Below are 17,534 nucleotides of genomic sequence, written 5' to 3'. Positions count from 1 at the left end.
CGGTCCTCTCTCGTCGGATGACCTGTGCCACTCTGTGTTCGTGATCTTCGCGTGCGACGTCGACACCGCTCGTCCGCTCCGGCGGCGACCGGCGGCGTCGTGCTCGTCGCCCGCCGCCACGCACTGCCGCGTCCTGTCGTCCGACACCCCGGTGGTGACCGACGATGCGCCTTGATCTCGCGCGATGCCGCAGGCGATTCGAGAGCTGTCTGATCGCGAGGCTGGGCACCATCGACGCGGTCGGTCGTCCCCAACTCGTGCCGGTGACCTTCACGATGATGGGGGAGTCGGTCTATCTGGCGGTCGACCAGAAGCCGAAGTCCACGAGGCAGCTCGCCAGGCTCCGCAACATCCGCAGACATCCGGCGGTGTCGCTTCTCGTCGACCACTATGAGCCGGACTGGTCTCAGCTGTGGTGGGTCCGCGTCGACGGGACGGCGCGGATCGAGGCCGAGCCCGCCGTGATGGCGACGCCGCTGCGCGCGCTGGCGGCGAAGTATCCGCAGTATCGGACGGACCCGCCTGCGGGGCCGGTGATCAGGATCGACGTCGATCACTGGTCCGGCTGGTCGGCACACTGAGCCCGCCTGCACCTGCCGTGCGCGGCTGCGCCACGCCTGCCGGGACCGGACTACATGCTGATGTCCGGTCACGGCCGTGCCGCCGTCGAGGGGTGCCGCAATCCGGAAACCTGCCTGAACCGCCCCGGACCAAGGATGCACGCCCGGCCGAGTGCGCGGGCGAGGTCCGACTGAGGTTCGCCGTAGGCGGGACCGGCTCTGGTCGAATCGGCCGCAGTCGGAATCGGCCGCAGTCGGAATCGGGCACCGTCCCGAGCCCGCGCCGGGCAGGAGGAGTTCCCGCCGAGCGTCAGACGAGGAAACGGGGCTGCCCGGTTCGCGTGGCGCCGCCCGCCTCACGCCCGGAGCGCGAAGCCGTCCGCGCGGGCCCGAATGCCCGATCGGCACCCGAGGGCGCGCACGCGGCCTGACTAGTCCCCGCGCCGTACCGGGCCGAGGATCTCCTGTTCCTTCTTCGTCGTGATCAGGCGCAGCGGACGCCAGAGATTGTGGCCCAGCGCCACGACGCCGTCGTCCTTCAACGTCGTGAGCTGCTGCATCATCGGCGGCGGGAGCCGCCACACCCGAGCCGCGAGCTGCGCCTGACCGACCGGCATCCGCTGCAGCAGCACCAGATCGGCGGCGTTGGCGGTGGCGGTCGCGTTGGGGTGCAGATAGGGCAGCACGTACAGGGTCGTCTGCCAGGGAGACCGAGGCGGGAAGAGGTCGTGCGGCAGGTGTCCCTCGTCGTGCACCACGAGCAGCGGGGAGTCCTCGGTCGGCCGAGGCAGTTCGACGGGGCTGAGCCTGCGGATCTGCACCAGCGGCACCGGGCGACCGTCGGGAAGCTGCCCGGCCGCCCGCACCAGCATCTGCCAGGCGGCGGGTCTGCCCGTGGCGATCACCACGGAGGCACCGGTGGCCATCGCCCGCAGGGCGACCTGGCGGGCGAGATACAGACCGCCCACCATGACGACCCTGGTCGGTGCCGAGCGCAGCACCGAGATGGTCAGCGGCTCGCCCTTCATGCCGGAGCCCAGCACCATCCCGCCCCGGTCGCCGGAGGGGCTGACCGAGTCCAACATCGCGGGGGACACCAGGAACTCCGGTGCGACACCCGCGTCACCGCGCTGGCTGTAGGCGATGCGACTGCTGCTCATACCGTGCCTCCCAACGGCAGCGTGGCGGCGAAGCCGGGGACCTGGAGGCCCCGCAGCGGCGTCAGCGTCACGCCCAGCTTCCCGCTGAGCTGATTCAGCCTGGTGTGCGCCGCAGCCAGCTCGCTCGGCGTGCGGGCGCTGACCCGCACCAGCCCGCGCAGGCTGACCTGGCCCTCGTCCTCCGTCGGCGAGATGGACATCGTGACGGTCGAGGACAGCGCCCGGACCCCGGTCAGTGCGTTGAGGCTGTGTGCCGCTCGGCTCGGCCACGACGTCACGGCGTAGCTTGCGTGGCCCACGCCGCCTGCGGTGACACCCGCCCACCGCTCCCGAAGGCCGACCTTGACCTGGGCCCCCGCCACCGACTGAAGATTGGCGGTGGAGATGCCTGCACGAAGAAGTTCGTCGACGTCTAACGGACGAGTGGGCACCCCCTGGCCCTCCATCGCATTGCGCACTCGAGACAAGGCGCCGATGAGTGCCCGATGCGCACCGACCACGCCGCCGCCGCGCTCGGACACCGCGCTCTGGCACCGCCGGGGGTCCAGCCGCACCGCGACGAGCGTGCTGCGACGGGCGGCCGCGGGCAGCGGTCCGAGTACCTCCAGGTAGGAGTTCAGCGCAGGGGAGGTGGCGGGCAGCGACGCGCTGCCGGGGTAGCAGTGCCAGATCACCTGGATCGAGTCGAGGATCACACCCCGGTCCTCCAGGCACGGCGCCAGCGCGCCGAACGGCAGGTTCGGCGCCGCGCCGACGTGCGTCACCAGTGCCGGGGCGGGCTCGACCATCAGCACCGCGGTCCAGGCGCCGTCATGCCAGGCGAGGCCGAGCGGCCTGCGTTCGTGATCCTTGGCGTGCGCCACGACCAGATCGGGGATCACCAGCCGCAGCAGCGCGACCCTGGCGTCCTCCGGGCCCGTGACGGTCTTCTCCTCCGGCGCGGGCACCTCGCCGTCGGTCGGTGCGGGCGGCGTCACGACCCGGGAGTGCGGACGAGCGAGATAACGCAGCGTCAGTCCACTCCACTGCACCACCCATCGGCCACGCCACCGGGTGAACGCGATCGCCAGCGCCAGCACCAGCACCCCGGCCGAGACCGGCCAGAGGTCGATGTTGATCGCCATCACGAGCAGACCCACGGCGAGGCCGACTTCGAGCACCACCAGGTTGGCCACCGGCAGCGCGCCGAGGCTGGCGCCCACGGTCCGTTTGCGAGCCTTGCCGATCGGCCGGGCCGCGTTCCCGGGCGCGGGCCCTTGTCCTGGTCCTGGCGGAGCAGGACGCGCTGCTGCCGGATGCGGTGGTGTGGTCACGGACATGTGTTCGGTCTTCCCCTCGCTGACGCGTGACGGCGTGGGTGGTGTGGGGCGGTGCGAGCGTGATCGCCCGACAGCGGTGAAGCATGACGGGCTCACAGTGTGACAGCGGCTCCGGGCACGGCTTCTGCGCAATCCAGGCTCAGGCCGCGCCCGCGCCCGCTATTCTTCCGAACCGTACCGTGGACTAGAGAGCTGTAGGTTCGAAATGCCGTCAACACCTACCACCAAGTCCCAGGTCCAGGCTTATCGCTTCGTTTTGCGACGAATGCAGTCGGCGCTGGTGCGCAAGGACGCGGTGATGTTGCACGATCCGATGCGCACGCACATGCGTTCGGTCGGAGCCGGGGTCGCGCTGGCCGTGGTCGGCCTGCTCGGATTCCTCATCTTCGGGATCATCTCCCCGCGCGCGCAGCCGCCTGCCGCGGGCGCGGTGGTCGTGTCCGAACCGTCCGGCGGGGTCTACGTCGCGGTGGACAACGACGGGATGCAGCTCATCCCGATGACGAACATGGCCTCTGCCCGGCTGCTGCAGATGCAGCTCGGTGCCGACTCCAAGAGTGAGATGGAGGTCATCGGCGACGACGTCCTCGCCGACATTCCGCGCGGGCAGCTCACCGGACTGATCGGGGCCCCGGACTACATGCCGGGCTCGGACCGGCGCATCGTGCCGAGTTGGGGACTGTGCGACGTCGCCGAGTTGGACGCCAGCCACCCGGACGCGGAGGCGGTGGCCAGGCCGGAGACCACGGTCCTGGCGGGCGTCGAGGACATGCCCGGCACGCCGATGACGGACGAGCAGGCGCTGCTGGTCCACTCGGCGGAGAACGACCGGCACTATCTGGTCTATCGTCCGTCCGGCGACGACGGCGGCTCCCGGGGCGTGGTCCGGGCACCCATCGACGTGGAGAACGACCCGGTCGCGGCCGCGGCGGTGCTGAACTCCAACCCGACGCCGCGCGCCGTCAGCCTCGGTCTGCTGAACGCGATCCCCGAGGTCGGCGCCTTCCGCGCCCCGCAGATCCCGGACGCGGGCAGCCCGCTGCCGAACCCGGTCCAGCTCAGCGACCAGTCGGACGCTCAGGTCGGGACGGTGGCGTTCTCCGAGACTGCTGCGGGCGCGCGGGGCTACTACGTCCTGCTCGCGGACGGCTACCAGCGGATCCCCGAGGGTGTCGCCGACCTGATCCGGGCCGATCAGGATCTCACCGTCGCGACGCCGGGCATCCAGTCTGATCAGCTCACTCAGATGGAGGAGTCCGAGAACCCGATCGACGTCGCGGACCTTCCCGAGCAGCTGCCGACGCCGGTCTCGTTCAGCGAGTCGGAGATGTCCTGCTTCACCTGGGACGGCTCGGACGGCCAGCGCATCGAGGTCACGCTGGGCGACGAGGTCGTGCTGCCGAAGTCCGATGAGGACAGTGACGTCGAGATGCGCGCCGTCTCGTTGTCCAGCAGCCCGGACGTGGACTACTTCTTCATGCCGCCCGGCAACGCCGCCGTGGTGCGTGCCGCCACCGGCGAGGAGGGCTTCGAGCGCGGGCCGCTGCACTTCGTCTCCGATCGAGGCGTGATCTATGGCATTCCGGACATGGCGCACGTGGTCGGGCTCGACCTGGCCGCCGAGGGCTCCACCGTGGACGCCGGGCCCGAGTCGATCCTCGGCCTGCTGCCCAGCGGCCCCCGACTCGACCAGGAGGACGTCAGCCGCGTCTACGACGCGGTGCCGTTCGACGGCAGCGGCGGCGACCGGATGATCCTCGGCCCCGAGGCCGGTCAGGCGGAGGAGACCGAGTCGGAAGAGGATCTGTTCGGCTTCTAGCTCGTGCGTGCGACCTGAGACGAGTGGACTGCGGCGGGCATCGATCCTTGACGAGAGGATCGGTGCCCGCCGTCGTGTGCGAGGCTTTCCGCCGCAGGTGGGGAACCGTTCGGCGTCACATTCCGTCTCAGGCGGGCAGCGACCGCGAATCACGATCATGACTTTCTGGGGGCGAGCCGTGTCCGACATCAGCATCGACATCGACTGGCTGAACAACTACGCGAAGAGCGTCAACAACGCCTCTGACGACTTCACGACCGCCGACGAGAGTCTCAACGAGGCACGGATCAGCGCGGAGAGCTTCGGCGAGCTGGGCGCGGAGGTCGGCACCGACGTCGCGTACGCGCGGGTGGCCGACCACCTCTACGAGCAGGCTCGACGCGGCTGCGAGGTGCTGGCCGCCGCAGCCGTCGGCCTGCGCAACGTGGTCACCCTGCATCAGACGCAGGACGAGGACGCCGCAAGTGAGTTCACCCGCACCGAACCGGCCTGATCACTCTCGAAAGGAGGTCGGTCGCCGTGCGACCCGACCAGTTCAGCCAGGACAGCGCCGCCGACGGCCGGTGGAGCCGAGCGACGGCCGACCGCGTCGCCGCTCCCGAACGAGGTGACTCCCTCGGTGCCCTCGGCGCGAGCCCGATCGCCCACCAGGGCAGGCTCGCCGCCCCCGCGCCTGCCGAGATCGCGCCGACCGGCCCGCCCGCTATCGGCGGGATCGGCGGGCCGGACGGCGAGCAGATCGCGGGCGGTGCGAGCAGCCACCTCGAGTACCTCTCCTGGATCAGCCGGGAGCTGGGCGTGCCCGACCCCGTTCAGGAGTATTTCGGTCCGGTCGTCGGCCGCTGGAACGACATGCACGAGCAGGCCGAACGGTGGCGCAGGACGGCCGAACTCGTCGACGACGTCGCCATCGACGTCGCGAGCCCGCTCGGCGGGATGGACGAGGGCTGGACCGGTGCCGACGCGGAGTCCTTCCGGGGCCACATCGACCAGTTCGGCCGCGCGACCACGTCGCTCTCGGAGACGATGGTGGCGCTCGGCGAGGCGCTGGACGCCACCGCCGACGGCATCCGCCAACTGGTGATGGACATGGTGGAGGTGCTTGCGCACGGCGCCGAGTCGGTATCCGAGGCGATGGTGCTCCCGCTGGAGGGCGAGCAGCGCGCGCGGAACTACCTGCAGGAGATGCAGGGCCCGGTGCTGGAGATGTTCGAGCTGGTCCGTGAGGTCCTTCAGGCGCTGGTGAGTGCCTGTGAGGGCTTCGAAGGCGAGAGCGCCTTCGCCGACATCGAGATGGCGCACACCTATCCCGGCGAGGACTGGAGCTTCGAGATGCCGACCGTCGGCGGCGGCGGTCCCGCTCCGGAGACGGCGCCTGCGGGTGCAGGCGGTGGCGGTGGCGGTGCGGGCGGCGGTGCAGGTGGCGGTGCAGGTGGCGGTGGTGTCGGCGGCGGAGCAGGCGGTGGTGTCGGGGGCGGCCTCGGCGGCGCGGGCGGCGGGCCGAGCGCGCCTGCGGCTCCGACGGGCACCGGCGCCTCGACCGGCGTCGCGGCGGTCTCCGGGGGCGCCCCGTCGTCCGTGGTCCCGAGCGCTGCCGGGGGCGGCGGCGCGGGCGGCGGAATGATGGGCGGGATGATGGGCGGCGGCGGAATGGGCGGCGGCGGCGCTCAGCAGAACGAGGACAAGGAACGCAAGAAGTCGTCCCGAGTGATCTCCGATGCCACCGAGCTGTTCGGCGAGCCGGAGGCCACCGTCGCGCCGGTCATCGGTGCCGACGACGACCTCCGCTGACGTCGGGACTGCGCTGACGTCGACACACTCGCGGACAGAAACGGTCGGCCGCCCTTTTCGGCGGCCGACCGTTTCCACTCGGGCTCCTCAGGCCTCGCTGCCCTGTCGGGTGTGGCGGACGGCGCGGACGATGAAGAGCGTGATCCCCAGCAGGACGAGGCCGCCGCCCGCACCGGAGACCGCGACGATGGTGGGCGTCCAGTCGAACGGCGGCATCGGTGGCAGCTCGTTCCTCGCCTGTTCCGGCGCGGCAGGCTCGATGCCGTGCTCCTCGGGAAGGACCTCGGTCAGGGCCGCCACCGGATCGAGGACGCCGTAGCCGACGCCGAAGCTGCGACCCTCCAGCCCGCCGGGGTGCTGGGCCGTACGGACGAGTCGGTTCACCACCTGCTCGGCGCTGAGGTCGGGGTAGCGCTCTCGGACCAGCGCGGCGACCCCGGCGACGTAGGGAGCCGAGAAGCTGGTGCCCTCGATCGGACCGAGGTCGCCCTGCGGGCTGGCAACCTGGTTCGCCAGCGACGTGGCGCCTGCCGCCGGGTCCAGCGAGATGATGTCCTCGCCGGGCGCCACGATGTCCACCCAGTCGCCCTGGACGGAGAACTCGGAGAGCGCCCCGTCCCCACCGATCGACCCGACCGTCAGCACCTCGGGGAACACGCCGGGGAAGGTGTGATTCTGCAGGGAGTTCGGGGTGTTGGAGTTGGCGCAGGCCGGATCGTCCTGGTTGTGGTTCCCCGCTGCGGCGATGACCACGATGTCGCGCTCGATCGCATAGTTGATCGCCGCCCGCAGCTGCGCCGTGTAGAAGTCGTCCGGGTAGGTCGCGACGACGCAGGCCGTCTCGGAGAGGTTGATCACGGTCGCGCCTCGGTCGGCGGCCAGCACGATCGCCCGAGACATCGTCTCGAGGTTCCCGGCCTGGATCGCCTGCTCCTCCAGCCGGTCGACCGGACCGTAGAAATGGGAGACGTTGCGGATCGAGAGGATCTCCGCATCGGGGGCGACCCCCGTGAAACCGGTCACCGGGTCCTCGGCGGCCGCGATGATTCCGGCGACGATCGTGCCGTGGCCGTCGCAGTCGGTCAGGCCGTTCGCGTCCGCGATGTAGTCGCCGATGCCCTCGACCCGGCCCGCGAGCCTGGGGTGCACGCTGACGCCGGTGTCGATCACCGCGACCCGCTGGCCCACGCCGGTGGCATACCGCTGCGCCTCGTCGATCCGCAGGAACATCTGTCCCCACGGCGTCTGCTGGAGATCGGTGGGCAGGCTCCCGTTCGGGCTGATGCACTCCACCTCATGCGTGAACTGCGAGTGATCGCCGCTGCCCGAACTGGGATTGCCCGGCACCATGGCCGGATCGGCAGGCGGGTACTGCGCGGCGTCGGTGACGGTGTCCTCGACGTCCGCCTGCTGGGCCAGGGCGGGCGCCCCGGCCAAGGGCAGCCCCAGCGCCAGCAGCCCGGCGGAGAGGGCGACCAGGACACGTCGTGTCATGCGGGTGGAGGTCATCGCGAGCCCCATCGACTAGAAGCCCAGATCGATCTGGATCAGGTGGCGGAACGTGCTGTAGAGGTCCATCACCGCCAGCGCCAACGGGATGACCGCCGCGATCATCACCGCCTCGAAGATGTCGACCGAGCGACGCAGCACCGGGGAGAACTTCTGCTCGGGGAAGACGACGCCGAAGACGAAGCCCGCCACCGCCAACGCCAACAGGCTGCTCATCGTCCACAGCAGCAGCGTCAGCGTGTCGCCCGCGCTGATCATCAGCCAGCCGATCATCAGACCCGCGAAGGTCGCGATCCCGCACATCAGCAGGGCGATGGCCTGGACGCCGTTGGCGTAGGTCCGCGACCGCATGAGCAGCACGATCGCCACCACGACGCCGAAGATCGGCCCCCAGATGGTCTCGGAGGCCGCGGCGATCACCGAGCCGACGGCCGCCGTGGCGCCACAGCCGATGATCATGCCGGTCATGTACTCGTGGGCGAGGCCGGAACGGCGTTCGATGACGGCGTAGTCCGGGAACCCGCCGTCGTCCTTGAGGTCCTCCGCGTTGCCTGGCACCTGCGGCAGCGGCAGCTTGGCCAGTTGGATCGTGAGCCGGGGCAGCAGCGAGATCGTCGCGACGCCGACTGCGGCGGCACCTGCGGCGATGCCGGGGCCGGGGTGGGCGACGAAGGTGGCGATGAAGAAGGCGATGGTGCCGAAGAGACCGGCCGTCGCCGATGCCACGAACACCGTGATCCCGGTGCCCAGCAGCATGATGCAGGCTGCGGATGCGACCAGGATCAGTGTGAAGGCCAGCAGGAAGGCGGGGCGGGGCTGAGCCCCCGGCACGATGTAGAAGCCGGAGACGAAGGCCATCGGCAGGCCGCCCGCCGCCGCGATCAGCAGACCGGTGGTCACCGCGCGGTAGACGCGGGCGATCACCGTGCCGAGGCTGATGGCGACGATCGCCGCGACACCGCCGGTGATGGCGGCGGCGAGGTTGTTGGTGGGCCCGGCGAGGAAGACCGCCACGGCGGCGGCGAGCAGGCCGAGCACGCCTGCCAGGTGCCCGAGCCGATGGGCCGTCTCCTTGGTCCAGGGCCGGAAGCTGTTCGGGTCGGAGTCCGAGATCGCGTCGACGACGTCGTCGTAGAGGGGCGGCGGCGGATTGTCGATGCGACGCCGGAGCTGGAGGATCTCCCCGTCGACGACACCGAGGGACGCGAGGGTGCGATTGGGCGTCAGCGGCCCCTCGCCCATCTTGCTCAGGCACCAGCCGCCGTGCCGCGCGCCGCCGTCCGGGGTGACCTCTTTGGCCATCTCCAGCACCATCGGGAGGATGTCGGCCACTGCCACGTCGGCGGGCAGTGCGACATCGATGCGTGTCTTCGGCGCAACCACCGTGACCCGGCTGAACACCGTCGTACCGGTCGCCACTTGAGTCTCCTGGTCTTGTCGTCGGTCCAAGTCTCCTGCGGCGCGGCGGCGCGATGATCGAGGCCGGTCCTCGGCCACCGAGTGGATCGCCGGAAGACTGTCGTCGCTCGCTCCCCGCCGAGAGGCGGGCATTAAGGTCTGGTTGTTCGAAACCGTCCCGGCCCGTCGCCGAGCGACCCTAGTATGGCGGCACCGGCAGGCTCGCGTCCGGGAGTTCGAAGACAACGATCAGAATGTATGCGGCTCGTCGTCCAGCACGTTGCCCGATCGTTCGTCGAGACCCATCGGATGTCGTCGAGCGACAACCACCACATCGAGTTCGAGAGGTGCGTCTTCGGTGAGCACGCTGAGGTTCAAGCGGTCGCCGCGACTGGCAGCCCCCAGGCTCCCCGGCGGAGAGGTGCACCTCGAACCGCCGCCCGAGGTGCCGAGGACCATTCCCGGCAACATCATTCAGAAGTTGTTGCCCGTGATCATGATCGTGGCCTCCATCGGCATGATGGCCTTCATGTTCATGGTGCGACGCAGCCCCATGATGATGATGATGGGCGGCATGTTCCTCATCTCGACCATCGGGATGATGGCGGGCGGTCGCGGAAACGGACAGGCCCAGAAGAAGGCCGAGATGAACGAGGACCGCAAGGACTACCTGCGGTACCTCGGACAGATGCGGGATCGCGCGCGGGAGGCCGCCGACGAACAGCGGGCGGCCCGCGAATGGAGTCACCCCGACCCGCAGGCGCTATGGTCCATCGCCGCGAGCAGCCGCAGACTGTGGGAGCGTCGGACGAACGACCCCGACTTCTGCCAACTCCGATCCGGTCGCGGCCCGCAACGGCTGTCCACCCGCCTCGTCCCGCCGCAGACCGGCCCGGTCGACGAGCTGGAGCCGCTGACCACGCTGGCCCTGCGTCGATTCGTACGGGGACACTCGATCCTGCCCGACATGCCGATCGCGATCTCGCTGCGCGGATTCGCCGCGATCGGGCTCAACGGCGAGCGTGAGCACACCCGACCGTTGGCCAGGGCGCTGCTCGCGCAGCTCGCGACGTTCCACAGCCCCGAGGACGTGTTGATCGCCGTCGTCGCGGCGGGCAAGACCAAGCAGGAGTGGGAGTGGGTCAAGTGGCTGCCGCACGCGCAGCACCCCACGCTCACCGACGGCATCGGCCAGCTCCGGATGATGGCGGGCTCCCTCGGCCAGATCGAAGCCTGGCTCGCCGACCAGATCCGGGATCGGCAGCGGTTCAGCCGCAACGCGCCCGTGCAGCCCGATCAGCCGCACATCGTCATCGTCATCGACGACGGCGATGTGAGCCGCGAGGAGCACATCCTCATGGAGGAGGGCCTGGTCGGCGTCACGCTGCTCGACCTGTCCGACTCGCTGGGCAACCTGACCTCCCGCCGAGGCCTGCGCATGGTGGTCGAGGCCGATCGCCTCGGCGCGAAGGGCGCGGGCGGCGTCGAATGGTTCGGCGCTCCGGACGGCATCAGCCTCGCCGAGGCGGAGGCGTTGGCCAGGCGGCTGGCCCCGTATCGGATCAGCGCCGCCGCGCAGCAGGAGGAGGAGGACGAGCCCCTGCTGTCCAACCCCGGCGTGCTCGAGATGGCGGGCATCCCCGGCGACCCGATGACCTTCGACGTCCAGGAGGCCTGGCGCCCCCGGCCGGTGCGCGACCGTTACAAGGTCGCCTTCGGCGTCGGCGAGCACGGGCAGCTCGTGGAACTCGACATCAAGGAGGCCGCCGCAGGCGGCATGGGCCCGCACGGCCTGTGCGTCGGCGCGACCGGTTCCGGTAAGTCCGAGTTCCTGCGGACGCTGGTGCTGGGGCTGCTCGCCACGCACTCCTCGACCTCGCTGAACATGATCCTGGTCGACTTCAAGGGTGGTGCGACGTTCTCGGGACTGGACGTGGCGCCGCACGTCGCAGCGACGATCACGAACCTCGCGGGCGACCTGACCATGGTCGACCGGATGAAGGACGCCATCGCGGGCGAGATGGCCCGCAGGCAGGAAGTCCTGCACAAGGGCAATTTCAAGAACGTCTGGGATTATCAGAAGGCACGGGAGAACGGCGCCGATCTCGATCCGCTTCCCGCGCTGTTCATCTGCATCGACGAGTTCTCCGAGATGCTCGTCGCCAAGCCGGACTTCATCGATCTGTTCCTTCAGATCGGTCGAGTCGGCCGATCGCTCCAGGTGCACATGCTGTTGGCATCGCAGCGGTTGGAAGAGGGCAAGCTGCGTGGTCTGGACACCTTCCTGTCCTACCGAATCGGTCTGAAGACGTTCTCGGCCTCCGAGTCGCGGGCCGCGATCGGCGTGCCCGACGCCTACGAACTGCCGTCGATCCCCGGCTCTGGCTACCTGAAGTTCGACACGACGAGCATGGTGCGGTTCAAGGCCTCCTACGTCTCAGGCCCGTACCGGCCTGCGGGCATCCAGGTCGGCCCGTCCTCTGCACCGGTGACGGCGGACCGTCGTCCGAAGTTGTTCGTCCCCGACTACATCGAGATTCCCCAGGAACCGGTGCAACAGGTCGAAGAGGTCAAGGAGGAGAAGAAGGAGGAGAAGGCGGATGAGCCGAGCAGCCTCGACGTGCTCGTCGGCAGGCTCGTCGGCCAGGGACCGCCCGCCCACGAGGTGTGGCTGCCGCCGCTGACCGAGCCGCCGTCGCTCGACCAGCTCCTTCCGCCGCTGTCGCAGACTGAGGACCGGGGGCTCAGCCCGGTCGGGTTCTACGGCAACGGCAGGCTCACCGTCCCGCTCGGCCTCGTCGACAAGCCCTTCGACCAGCGGCGTGACCTGCTCTGGGCGGACCTCTCCGGGGGTAAGGGCCACGCGGCGGTGGTCGGCGGCCCGCAGGCGGGCAAGTCGATGCTGCTGCGGACGCTGATCATGTCGATGGCGTTGACCCACACGCCGCAGGAGGTTCAGTTCTACTGCCTGGACTTCGGTGGCGGCACGCTCGGCAGCCTCGCGGGGCTGCCGCACGTCGGCGGCGTGGCGAGCAGGCGCGACCCGGACACGGTGCGCCGGACCTTCGCCGAGGTCAGTGGGATCATCGCCGCCCGAGAGGCGAGGTTCGCTCAGCTCAACGTCGACTCGATGGCGGACTATCGGGCCAGGAAGCGCCAGGGTGAGGCCGCCGACGACCCGTTCGGCGACGTCTTCTTCATCATCGACGGCTGGCTGAACTTCAAGACCGAGTTCGACGCCCTGGAGAAGCAGGTCCAGACGCTGGCGGCGCAGGGCCTGTCCTACGGCGTGCACATCATCGTCGCCGCGAACCGCTGGGCCGAGGTGCGCCCCGCGTTGAAGGACCTGCTGCTCACCAGGCTGGAGCTGCGGCTCGGTGACACCACCGAGTCCGAGGTGGACCGGCGCGCCGCGGTCAACGTTCCCCAGGGCATCCCCGGCCGAGGCCTCTCGCCGGACAAGCTGCACTTCCTGACCGGACTGCCGAGGGTCGACGCCGTCAGCGACGCGGGCGACATCGGCAACGGCGTCGGCGACGCGGTCGCCAAGATCACGGCGGCCTGGAAGGGCCCGCACGCCCCGAAGGTCCGACTGCTGCCGCAGCTCCTGCGGTACGAGGAGATCCCGGCGTTCCAGCAGCCCGCCGGAAAGAAGCTGGTGCCGATCGGCGTCGACGAGAACGAGTTGGCGCCCGTCTTCCTCGATTTCGAGTCCGACCCGCACTTCGTGGCCTTCGCCGAACGCGAGGCGGGCAAGACGAACCTGCTGCGGACGATCATCAGCGGCATCGTCAACAACTACACCTCCAAGGAGGCGCTGATCCTGCTGGTGGACTACCGGCGGACGCTGCTCGGCTACCTCCAGACGGATCACCTGCTCGAGTACGCCGCCTCGGCGCAGCAGGTGAAGGGCTATGTCGCGGACATCAAGAAGTCGCTGGACAAGCGGCTGCCCGGTCCGAACGTGACCCAGGAGGAGTTGCGGAACCGGTCCTGGTGGAAGGGCCCGGAGCTGTTCATCATCGTCGACGACTACGAGCTGGTCTCTCCGCAGGGGGCCAACCCGCTGGCCCCGCTCGCGCCGTATGTGGCGCAGGCCAAGGACGTCGGCCTCCACCTGATCCTGGCCCGCAACATCGCGGGCGGCACCAGGGCGGGCTTCGAGCCGATCATCGGCAAGATGAAGGAGGTCACGAGCCCCGGCATCATCATGAGCGGGCCGAAGGAGGAGTCCAACATCCTCGGCAACGTCAAGCCGACGGCGCTGCCGCCCGGCCGAGGCACCATCGTCAGCAGACGGACCGGCCAGCAGCTCATCCAGATCGGTTGGGTGGAGCCGGAGTACTAGAGTCGGCCCTGGAATTCGCCAGGTGCCCGGGGACGACCGAGCGGAGACGTTTGTGAGCCTGCACGTCGCGGTCGACTTCGGCACCTCCAGTACCTGCGTGGTCCTCTCGGTCGACGGCCGGGAACCGCAGGTGGTGGTGGTCGACGGGCAGCCGCTCGTCCCGTCCGCGGTGTTCGCCGCCGTGGACGGGACGCTGTTCGTCGGACGCGAGGCCGAACGGCAGGCGGGGATCGACCCGTCTCGCTACGAGCCGCATCCGAAGCGGCGGATCGACGAGGGGGAGCTGCTGCTGGGCAGCACCGTCCTCGCGGTGCTCGACGTGGTTCATGAGGTGTTGACCAGGGCGGTCGCCGAGGCGCGCAGGCTTGCCGACGGCGCACCGGTCGACCTGTTGGTGTTGACCCATCCCGCCGACTGGGGCGCGATGCGCACCAGGGTCCTGCGACAGGCCGCGCACGGTCTCGGTCGGGAGTTCATCCTGATCGAGGAACCCGCCGCCGCCGCCGTGTTCCACGCGGGCACCAGGGCGGGTTCGACGGTGGGGGCCGGTCCGCTCGCGGTGCTGGATCTCGGCGGCGGGACGGTCGACGCCAGCGTGGTGCGCAGCCGGGGCGCGGGCTTCGAGGTGCTGGCGAACAAGGGGATTCCCGACTACGGCGGCGCCGACATCGATCAGGCGCTGCTGGAGCACCTCGGCATCGAGGTCGGCTCGCACGACCCGGCCGCCTGGCAGCTGCTCGTGGCGGGCCGCGAACTCGCCGACCGCCGCCGTCGCCGGGTGCTGCATCAAGACGTGCGCGGGGCGAAGGAGACGTTATCCCGGCACACCTTCACCGACGTGCCGATGCCGCACCCCTTCCCGGATGCGCACGTGACCAGGGTCGACCTGGAACGACTGATCCAGCCCGCGGTGACCAGGGCGGTCGATCTGGTGACCGCGACGACGCAGGACGCCGGGCTCCGGACACGCGACCTCGCAGGGGTCTTCCTCGTCGGCGGCTCCAGCCGGATTCCCCTGGTCGCGCGGCTGGTACACGAGCGGATCGGCATCGTCCCCACCACGCTGGACCAGCCGGAGACCGTGGTGGCGCGGGGCGCGCTGCGGGCCGCCGCACTCGACCCGGAACGCACCAGCGGGCTGCCCGCACCAAGGCAGGGCCCCCCACCGCGCATCGGCGGGCCTGTGGTCAGGACCGGCCCTCCGACGCCGCCGGGACTACCGGCGCCGTCCGTGTCGGGCGTGCCGGGCGTGCCACAGCCACTACCGACGCCTGGGCTGTCGCCGACACCGGGGTCCGTAGGCCCTACGCCGCCCGCCGATCATCGGAACCGGCCTGCGGCCTCGGCCGGGCCGGGCGACGCGACGTCCCTGCGCCGTTGGGCACTGCCGGTCACACTGGGAGTCGTTCTGCTGGCCGGGATCGTCGCCGTGCTCGCGTTCCTCAGCGGAGACCGGAAGGGCGATCCCGGCACTGCGCTCACGGGCGGTGAGGTCGGCGGCGACACAGTCGACGGGGACGCGGTCGGGGAGGGCGTGGAGATCGCCCAGTACGACTACCGCTTCCTCGCCCCGGCGGGCTGGGAACAGAGCGGCGGGGACGCGCAGCGCCGTTCGGTGCAGATCCGCCCCGTCGACTCAACACCGGACACCGATCTCATCGTGGTGGAGGAGTGGCTGTTGGACTACGACAGCGACGCCGATCGGGAACGGGCAGTGGGCGAGGTGCGTCGCAACTACGATGCGGCCAGCGCCGAGGTGTCCGGTCTGGACGAGACCGCGGAGTTCGCGGGCCGCGAGGTCATCCACTATCGACAGCAGTTGTCCACGGCCGAGGTCGACTGGTACGTGTACTTCGACGGCGAGGTGCAGGTGAACGTGGGCTGCCAGCACACCGAGGCGGGCGCGACAGCAGTTGCGCAGGCCTGTGAACAGGTGGTCGCGAGCCTGGCGGTCACCAGGTGAGGCGGCCGGACGAAGCAGGGCACGAGACTGCGGGCCGTGCTCGACGGGCCGGGACGACAGGCCGCAGCGGATCGCCGGAGCGCAGATCGTGGGACGGGTCGCACGTGCGGCGTGAACTGTCTGCGGCGGGAGAACGAGGAGCTGACTGAAGCGATGAGCGGAGCCCAGGAGGCAGTGGCAAGACTGCGCGGCGTGGTGTCCGGTGCGGTGAGCCGGGGCAGGCAGGCGGCGGTACGGGCCAGGGAACAAGGTGACCGCTTCCGCGCCGACAGTCGTGAACTCGCCGAGAAGGTGGACCGACGCTCGGCGAAGCCGACCCGAGACGACGTCACGTCCGACGAACTGCGGGCATCTGCGGCGGCGTTTCGCCAGGACGCCGGACTGTCCGTTCCGGCACTTCCCTCCGGCGAAGAATTGTTGGCAGAAGCACAGAAAGCCGAGGAAGTGAGCCGCGCAACACCGACGCCGTTTCGGAAAGCACATTCTCCCGCCGGGCTTGAGACCTACGGCGAGGACGATGACGACGATTTTTCGCAACAGCGAATACTCGGCTGACCAGCGTTTTCCCCGCTGATCGTTTACTGCCGCAACGATTGGCGTTCACTGGCGCAACGACTTCGCCGAAGTGTCGGACAAAGCGGAACCGAACCTGGCAGTCTTTGCGTCGCACCACGGAACACATCGACTTGAGCATGAATGGGGAGCCCTCAGATGGCTGACGCTTTCGGCACTACCACCGACGAGATGGTCACCGCGGCCAGCGACGTGGCCACCGCGAACGAGGAGATCACTGCCGTTCTGGCCAGCCTCCAGTCCACGGCGGGCGGCGTCGCCGGTCTCTGGCAGGGTGCTGCCGCCCAGCAGTTCGAGCGGCTGATGGAGGCCGCCGACCAGGCGGGCAAGAGCATCAACATGGTGCTTGAGGAGATCGGCATGAACCTGGCGGGTTCGGCCGAGGAGTACGCCCGGATGGAAGAGGAAGAGTCCAGCAACATCAGCAGCCTCGGCGGCCGCCTCGAAGGCCTGTGACAGTCGGGTTCGCCCGCGTCACCCTCCGCGACATCCCATGCGGTCTCCGCATGGCTGCACTCGGCAGATCTCGAAGTTCGGCACTGAAAGGAGCCCACGACCATGGGCGGCGCAATCAAGGTTAGTTTCTCCACCATCGTCAACGCCTCGGAAGAGGTGACCAACGCGGGGAACCAGACCGAGGAGATCCAGAACAACCTGAAGACCCGCCTCGCGCCGATCGTCTCCAGCTGGGAAGGCCAGGCGCAGGCGAACTGGCAGGACGTCCAGGCCCGCTGGGACACGAGCGCTCAGCAGCTTCGTGAGGCCATCGCGGCCATCGGTAGCGCGCTCGCCGCGGCCGCCGAGAACTACCAGGCCGGTGAGGCTGCGAACGCGGCGCGCTTCTCCTGAGTCACCCCGGTGTGAACTGCGCCGACGGCCCTGACGGGTCCCCGATGAGGGGGTCCTCGGGGCCGTCGGCGCGTCGCCGCCGAGGTGCGGCGGCGGGCTGATCGGAACGGTCGGGGCTTCCTGCCCCGCGCGGCTCGCCCAACGCGTGGCCGTGGTCGTGGCAGAGCCGTTCCGACCCCTTTTCGAGGGGTCGTTTTGACCCGACGAAGCAGCAGCGGGTATCTTCCCTCTTTGTTGTGCGGTGC

At 69.8% G+C, this 17,534-nt stretch carries 13 protein-coding genes; 9 read left to right on the top strand and 4 right to left on the bottom strand.

The window, feature by feature from the left end; translation table 11 throughout:
* Positions 1–164: 164 nt before the first annotated feature.
* Positions 165–581 carry a TIGR03668 family PPOX class F420-dependent oxidoreductase gene (locus UA75_RS28810; RefSeq protein ID WP_075742909.1) on the top strand — a complete coding sequence of 139 codons (417 nt, stop codon included), beginning with the start codon at positions 165–167 and terminating at the stop codon, positions 579–581.
* Between the two features lie 410 nt (positions 582–991).
* Here UA75_RS28810 and UA75_RS28805 read toward each other — a convergent pair whose 3' ends face one another.
* Together UA75_RS28805 and eccE are read right to left on the bottom strand one after the other, a co-directional pair.
* Positions 992–1,720 carry a hypothetical protein gene (locus UA75_RS28805; protein WP_075742908.1) on the bottom strand — a complete coding sequence of 243 codons (729 nt, stop codon included), beginning with the start codon at positions 1,718–1,720 and terminating at the stop codon, positions 992–994.
* Complete coding sequence (eccE, locus tag UA75_RS28800; RefSeq protein ID WP_075744332.1) at positions 1,717–2,895, bottom strand: type VII secretion protein EccE; 1,179 nt, start codon at positions 2,893–2,895, stop codon at positions 1,717–1,719. Before eccE ends, UA75_RS28805 begins: the two co-directional genes overlap by 4 nt.
* 349 nt (positions 2,896–3,244) lie before the next feature.
* Between eccE and eccB the strand changes: the two genes are divergently transcribed.
* From eccB to UA75_RS28785, 3 genes are all read left to right on the top strand, one after another.
* Positions 3,245–4,858, top strand: coding sequence for a type VII secretion protein EccB (gene eccB / locus UA75_RS28795; RefSeq protein ID WP_075742907.1), 1,614 nt, complete (start codon positions 3,245–3,247; stop codon positions 4,856–4,858).
* Between the two features lie 157 nt (positions 4,859–5,015).
* On the top strand, positions 5,016–5,351 hold the full coding sequence (locus UA75_RS28790) for a hypothetical protein (RefSeq protein ID WP_157434489.1): 336 nt from the start codon (positions 5,016–5,018) through the stop codon (positions 5,349–5,351).
* 26 nt (positions 5,352–5,377) lie between these two features.
* Positions 5,378–6,649, top strand: a complete 1,272-nt coding sequence (locus tag UA75_RS28785) for a WXG100 family type VII secretion target (protein ID WP_232237526.1) — start codon at positions 5,378–5,380, stop codon at positions 6,647–6,649.
* Between the two features lie 87 nt (positions 6,650–6,736).
* On the opposite strand, the gene mycP is transcribed toward UA75_RS28785, so the two are convergent.
* A complete protein-coding gene (mycP, locus tag UA75_RS28780) occupies positions 6,737–8,143 on the bottom strand; it encodes a type VII secretion-associated serine protease mycosin (RefSeq protein ID WP_198042867.1) in 1,407 nt (468 codons plus the stop codon).
* A gap of 30 nt (positions 8,144–8,173) precedes the next feature.
* On the bottom strand, positions 8,174–9,577 hold the full coding sequence (gene eccD, locus UA75_RS28775; protein WP_075742905.1) for a type VII secretion integral membrane protein EccD: 1,404 nt from the start codon (positions 9,575–9,577) through the stop codon (positions 8,174–8,176).
* A 337-nt stretch (positions 9,578–9,914) separates the two neighbouring features.
* Here eccD and eccCa point away from each other — a divergent pair, with 337 nt between their 5' ends.
* The 5 genes from eccCa to UA75_RS28755 all read left to right on the top strand — a co-directional run bounded on the left by eccCa (position 9,915) and on the right by UA75_RS28755 (position 17,289).
* Entirely contained in the window at positions 9,915–13,904 is a 3,990-nt protein-coding gene (gene eccCa / locus UA75_RS28770) for a type VII secretion protein EccCa (protein ID WP_075742904.1), read from the top strand.
* Positions 13,905–13,956: 52 nt separating this feature from the next.
* A complete protein-coding gene (locus UA75_RS28765; RefSeq protein WP_075742903.1) occupies positions 13,957–15,867 on the top strand; it encodes a type VII secretion-associated protein in 1,911 nt (636 codons plus the stop codon).
* Between the two features lie 153 nt (positions 15,868–16,020).
* Positions 16,021–16,422 carry a hypothetical protein gene (locus UA75_RS33545; protein WP_157434488.1) on the top strand — a complete coding sequence of 134 codons (402 nt, stop codon included), beginning with the start codon at positions 16,021–16,023 and terminating at the stop codon, positions 16,420–16,422.
* Positions 16,423–16,578: 156 nt separating this feature from the next.
* Entirely contained in the window at positions 16,579–16,896 is a 318-nt protein-coding gene (locus UA75_RS28760) for a WXG100 family type VII secretion target (protein WP_075742902.1), read from the top strand.
* A 102-nt stretch (positions 16,897–16,998) separates the two neighbouring features.
* The gene (locus UA75_RS28755) at positions 16,999–17,289 is read left to right on the top strand and encodes a WXG100 family type VII secretion target (RefSeq protein WP_075742901.1); all 291 of its coding nucleotides are present in this window, start codon (positions 16,999–17,001) and stop codon (positions 17,287–17,289) included.
* The last annotated feature ends 245 nt before the right edge of the window (positions 17,290–17,534 follow it).

Source organism: Actinoalloteichus sp. GBA129-24 (assembly GCF_001941645.1).
Taxonomy (GTDB): domain Bacteria; phylum Actinomycetota; class Actinomycetes; order Mycobacteriales; family Pseudonocardiaceae; genus Actinoalloteichus_A; species Actinoalloteichus_A fjordicus.
The sequence above is the reverse complement of the archived record's forward strand: the minus strand, read 5'-3'. Positions and strand labels throughout refer to the sequence as shown.

Excerpts from the sequence above, each read along its gene's own strand:
- UA75_RS28810 (WP_075742909.1), top strand. The coding sequence starts at position 165 with ATGCGCCTTGATCTCGCGCGATGCCGCAGGCGATTCGAGAGCTGTCTG.
- UA75_RS28805 (WP_075742908.1), bottom strand. The coding sequence starts at position 1,720 with ATGAGCAGCAGTCGCATCGCCTACAGCCAGCGCGGTGACGCGGGTGTC.
- eccB (WP_075742907.1), top strand. The coding sequence starts at position 3,245 with ATGCCGTCAACACCTACCACCAAGTCCCAGGTCCAGGCTTATCGCTTC.
- UA75_RS28790 (WP_157434489.1), top strand. The coding sequence starts at position 5,016 with ATGACTTTCTGGGGGCGAGCCGTGTCCGACATCAGCATCGACATCGAC.
- mycP (WP_198042867.1), bottom strand. The coding sequence starts at position 8,143 with ATGACACGACGTGTCCTGGTCGCCCTCTCCGCCGGGCTGCTGGCGCTG.
- UA75_RS33545 (WP_157434488.1), top strand. The coding sequence starts at position 16,021 with ATGAGCGGAGCCCAGGAGGCAGTGGCAAGACTGCGCGGCGTGGTGTCC.
- UA75_RS28760 (WP_075742902.1), top strand. The coding sequence starts at position 16,579 with ATGGCTGACGCTTTCGGCACTACCACCGACGAGATGGTCACCGCGGCC.
- UA75_RS28755 (WP_075742901.1), top strand. The coding sequence starts at position 16,999 with ATGGGCGGCGCAATCAAGGTTAGTTTCTCCACCATCGTCAACGCCTCG.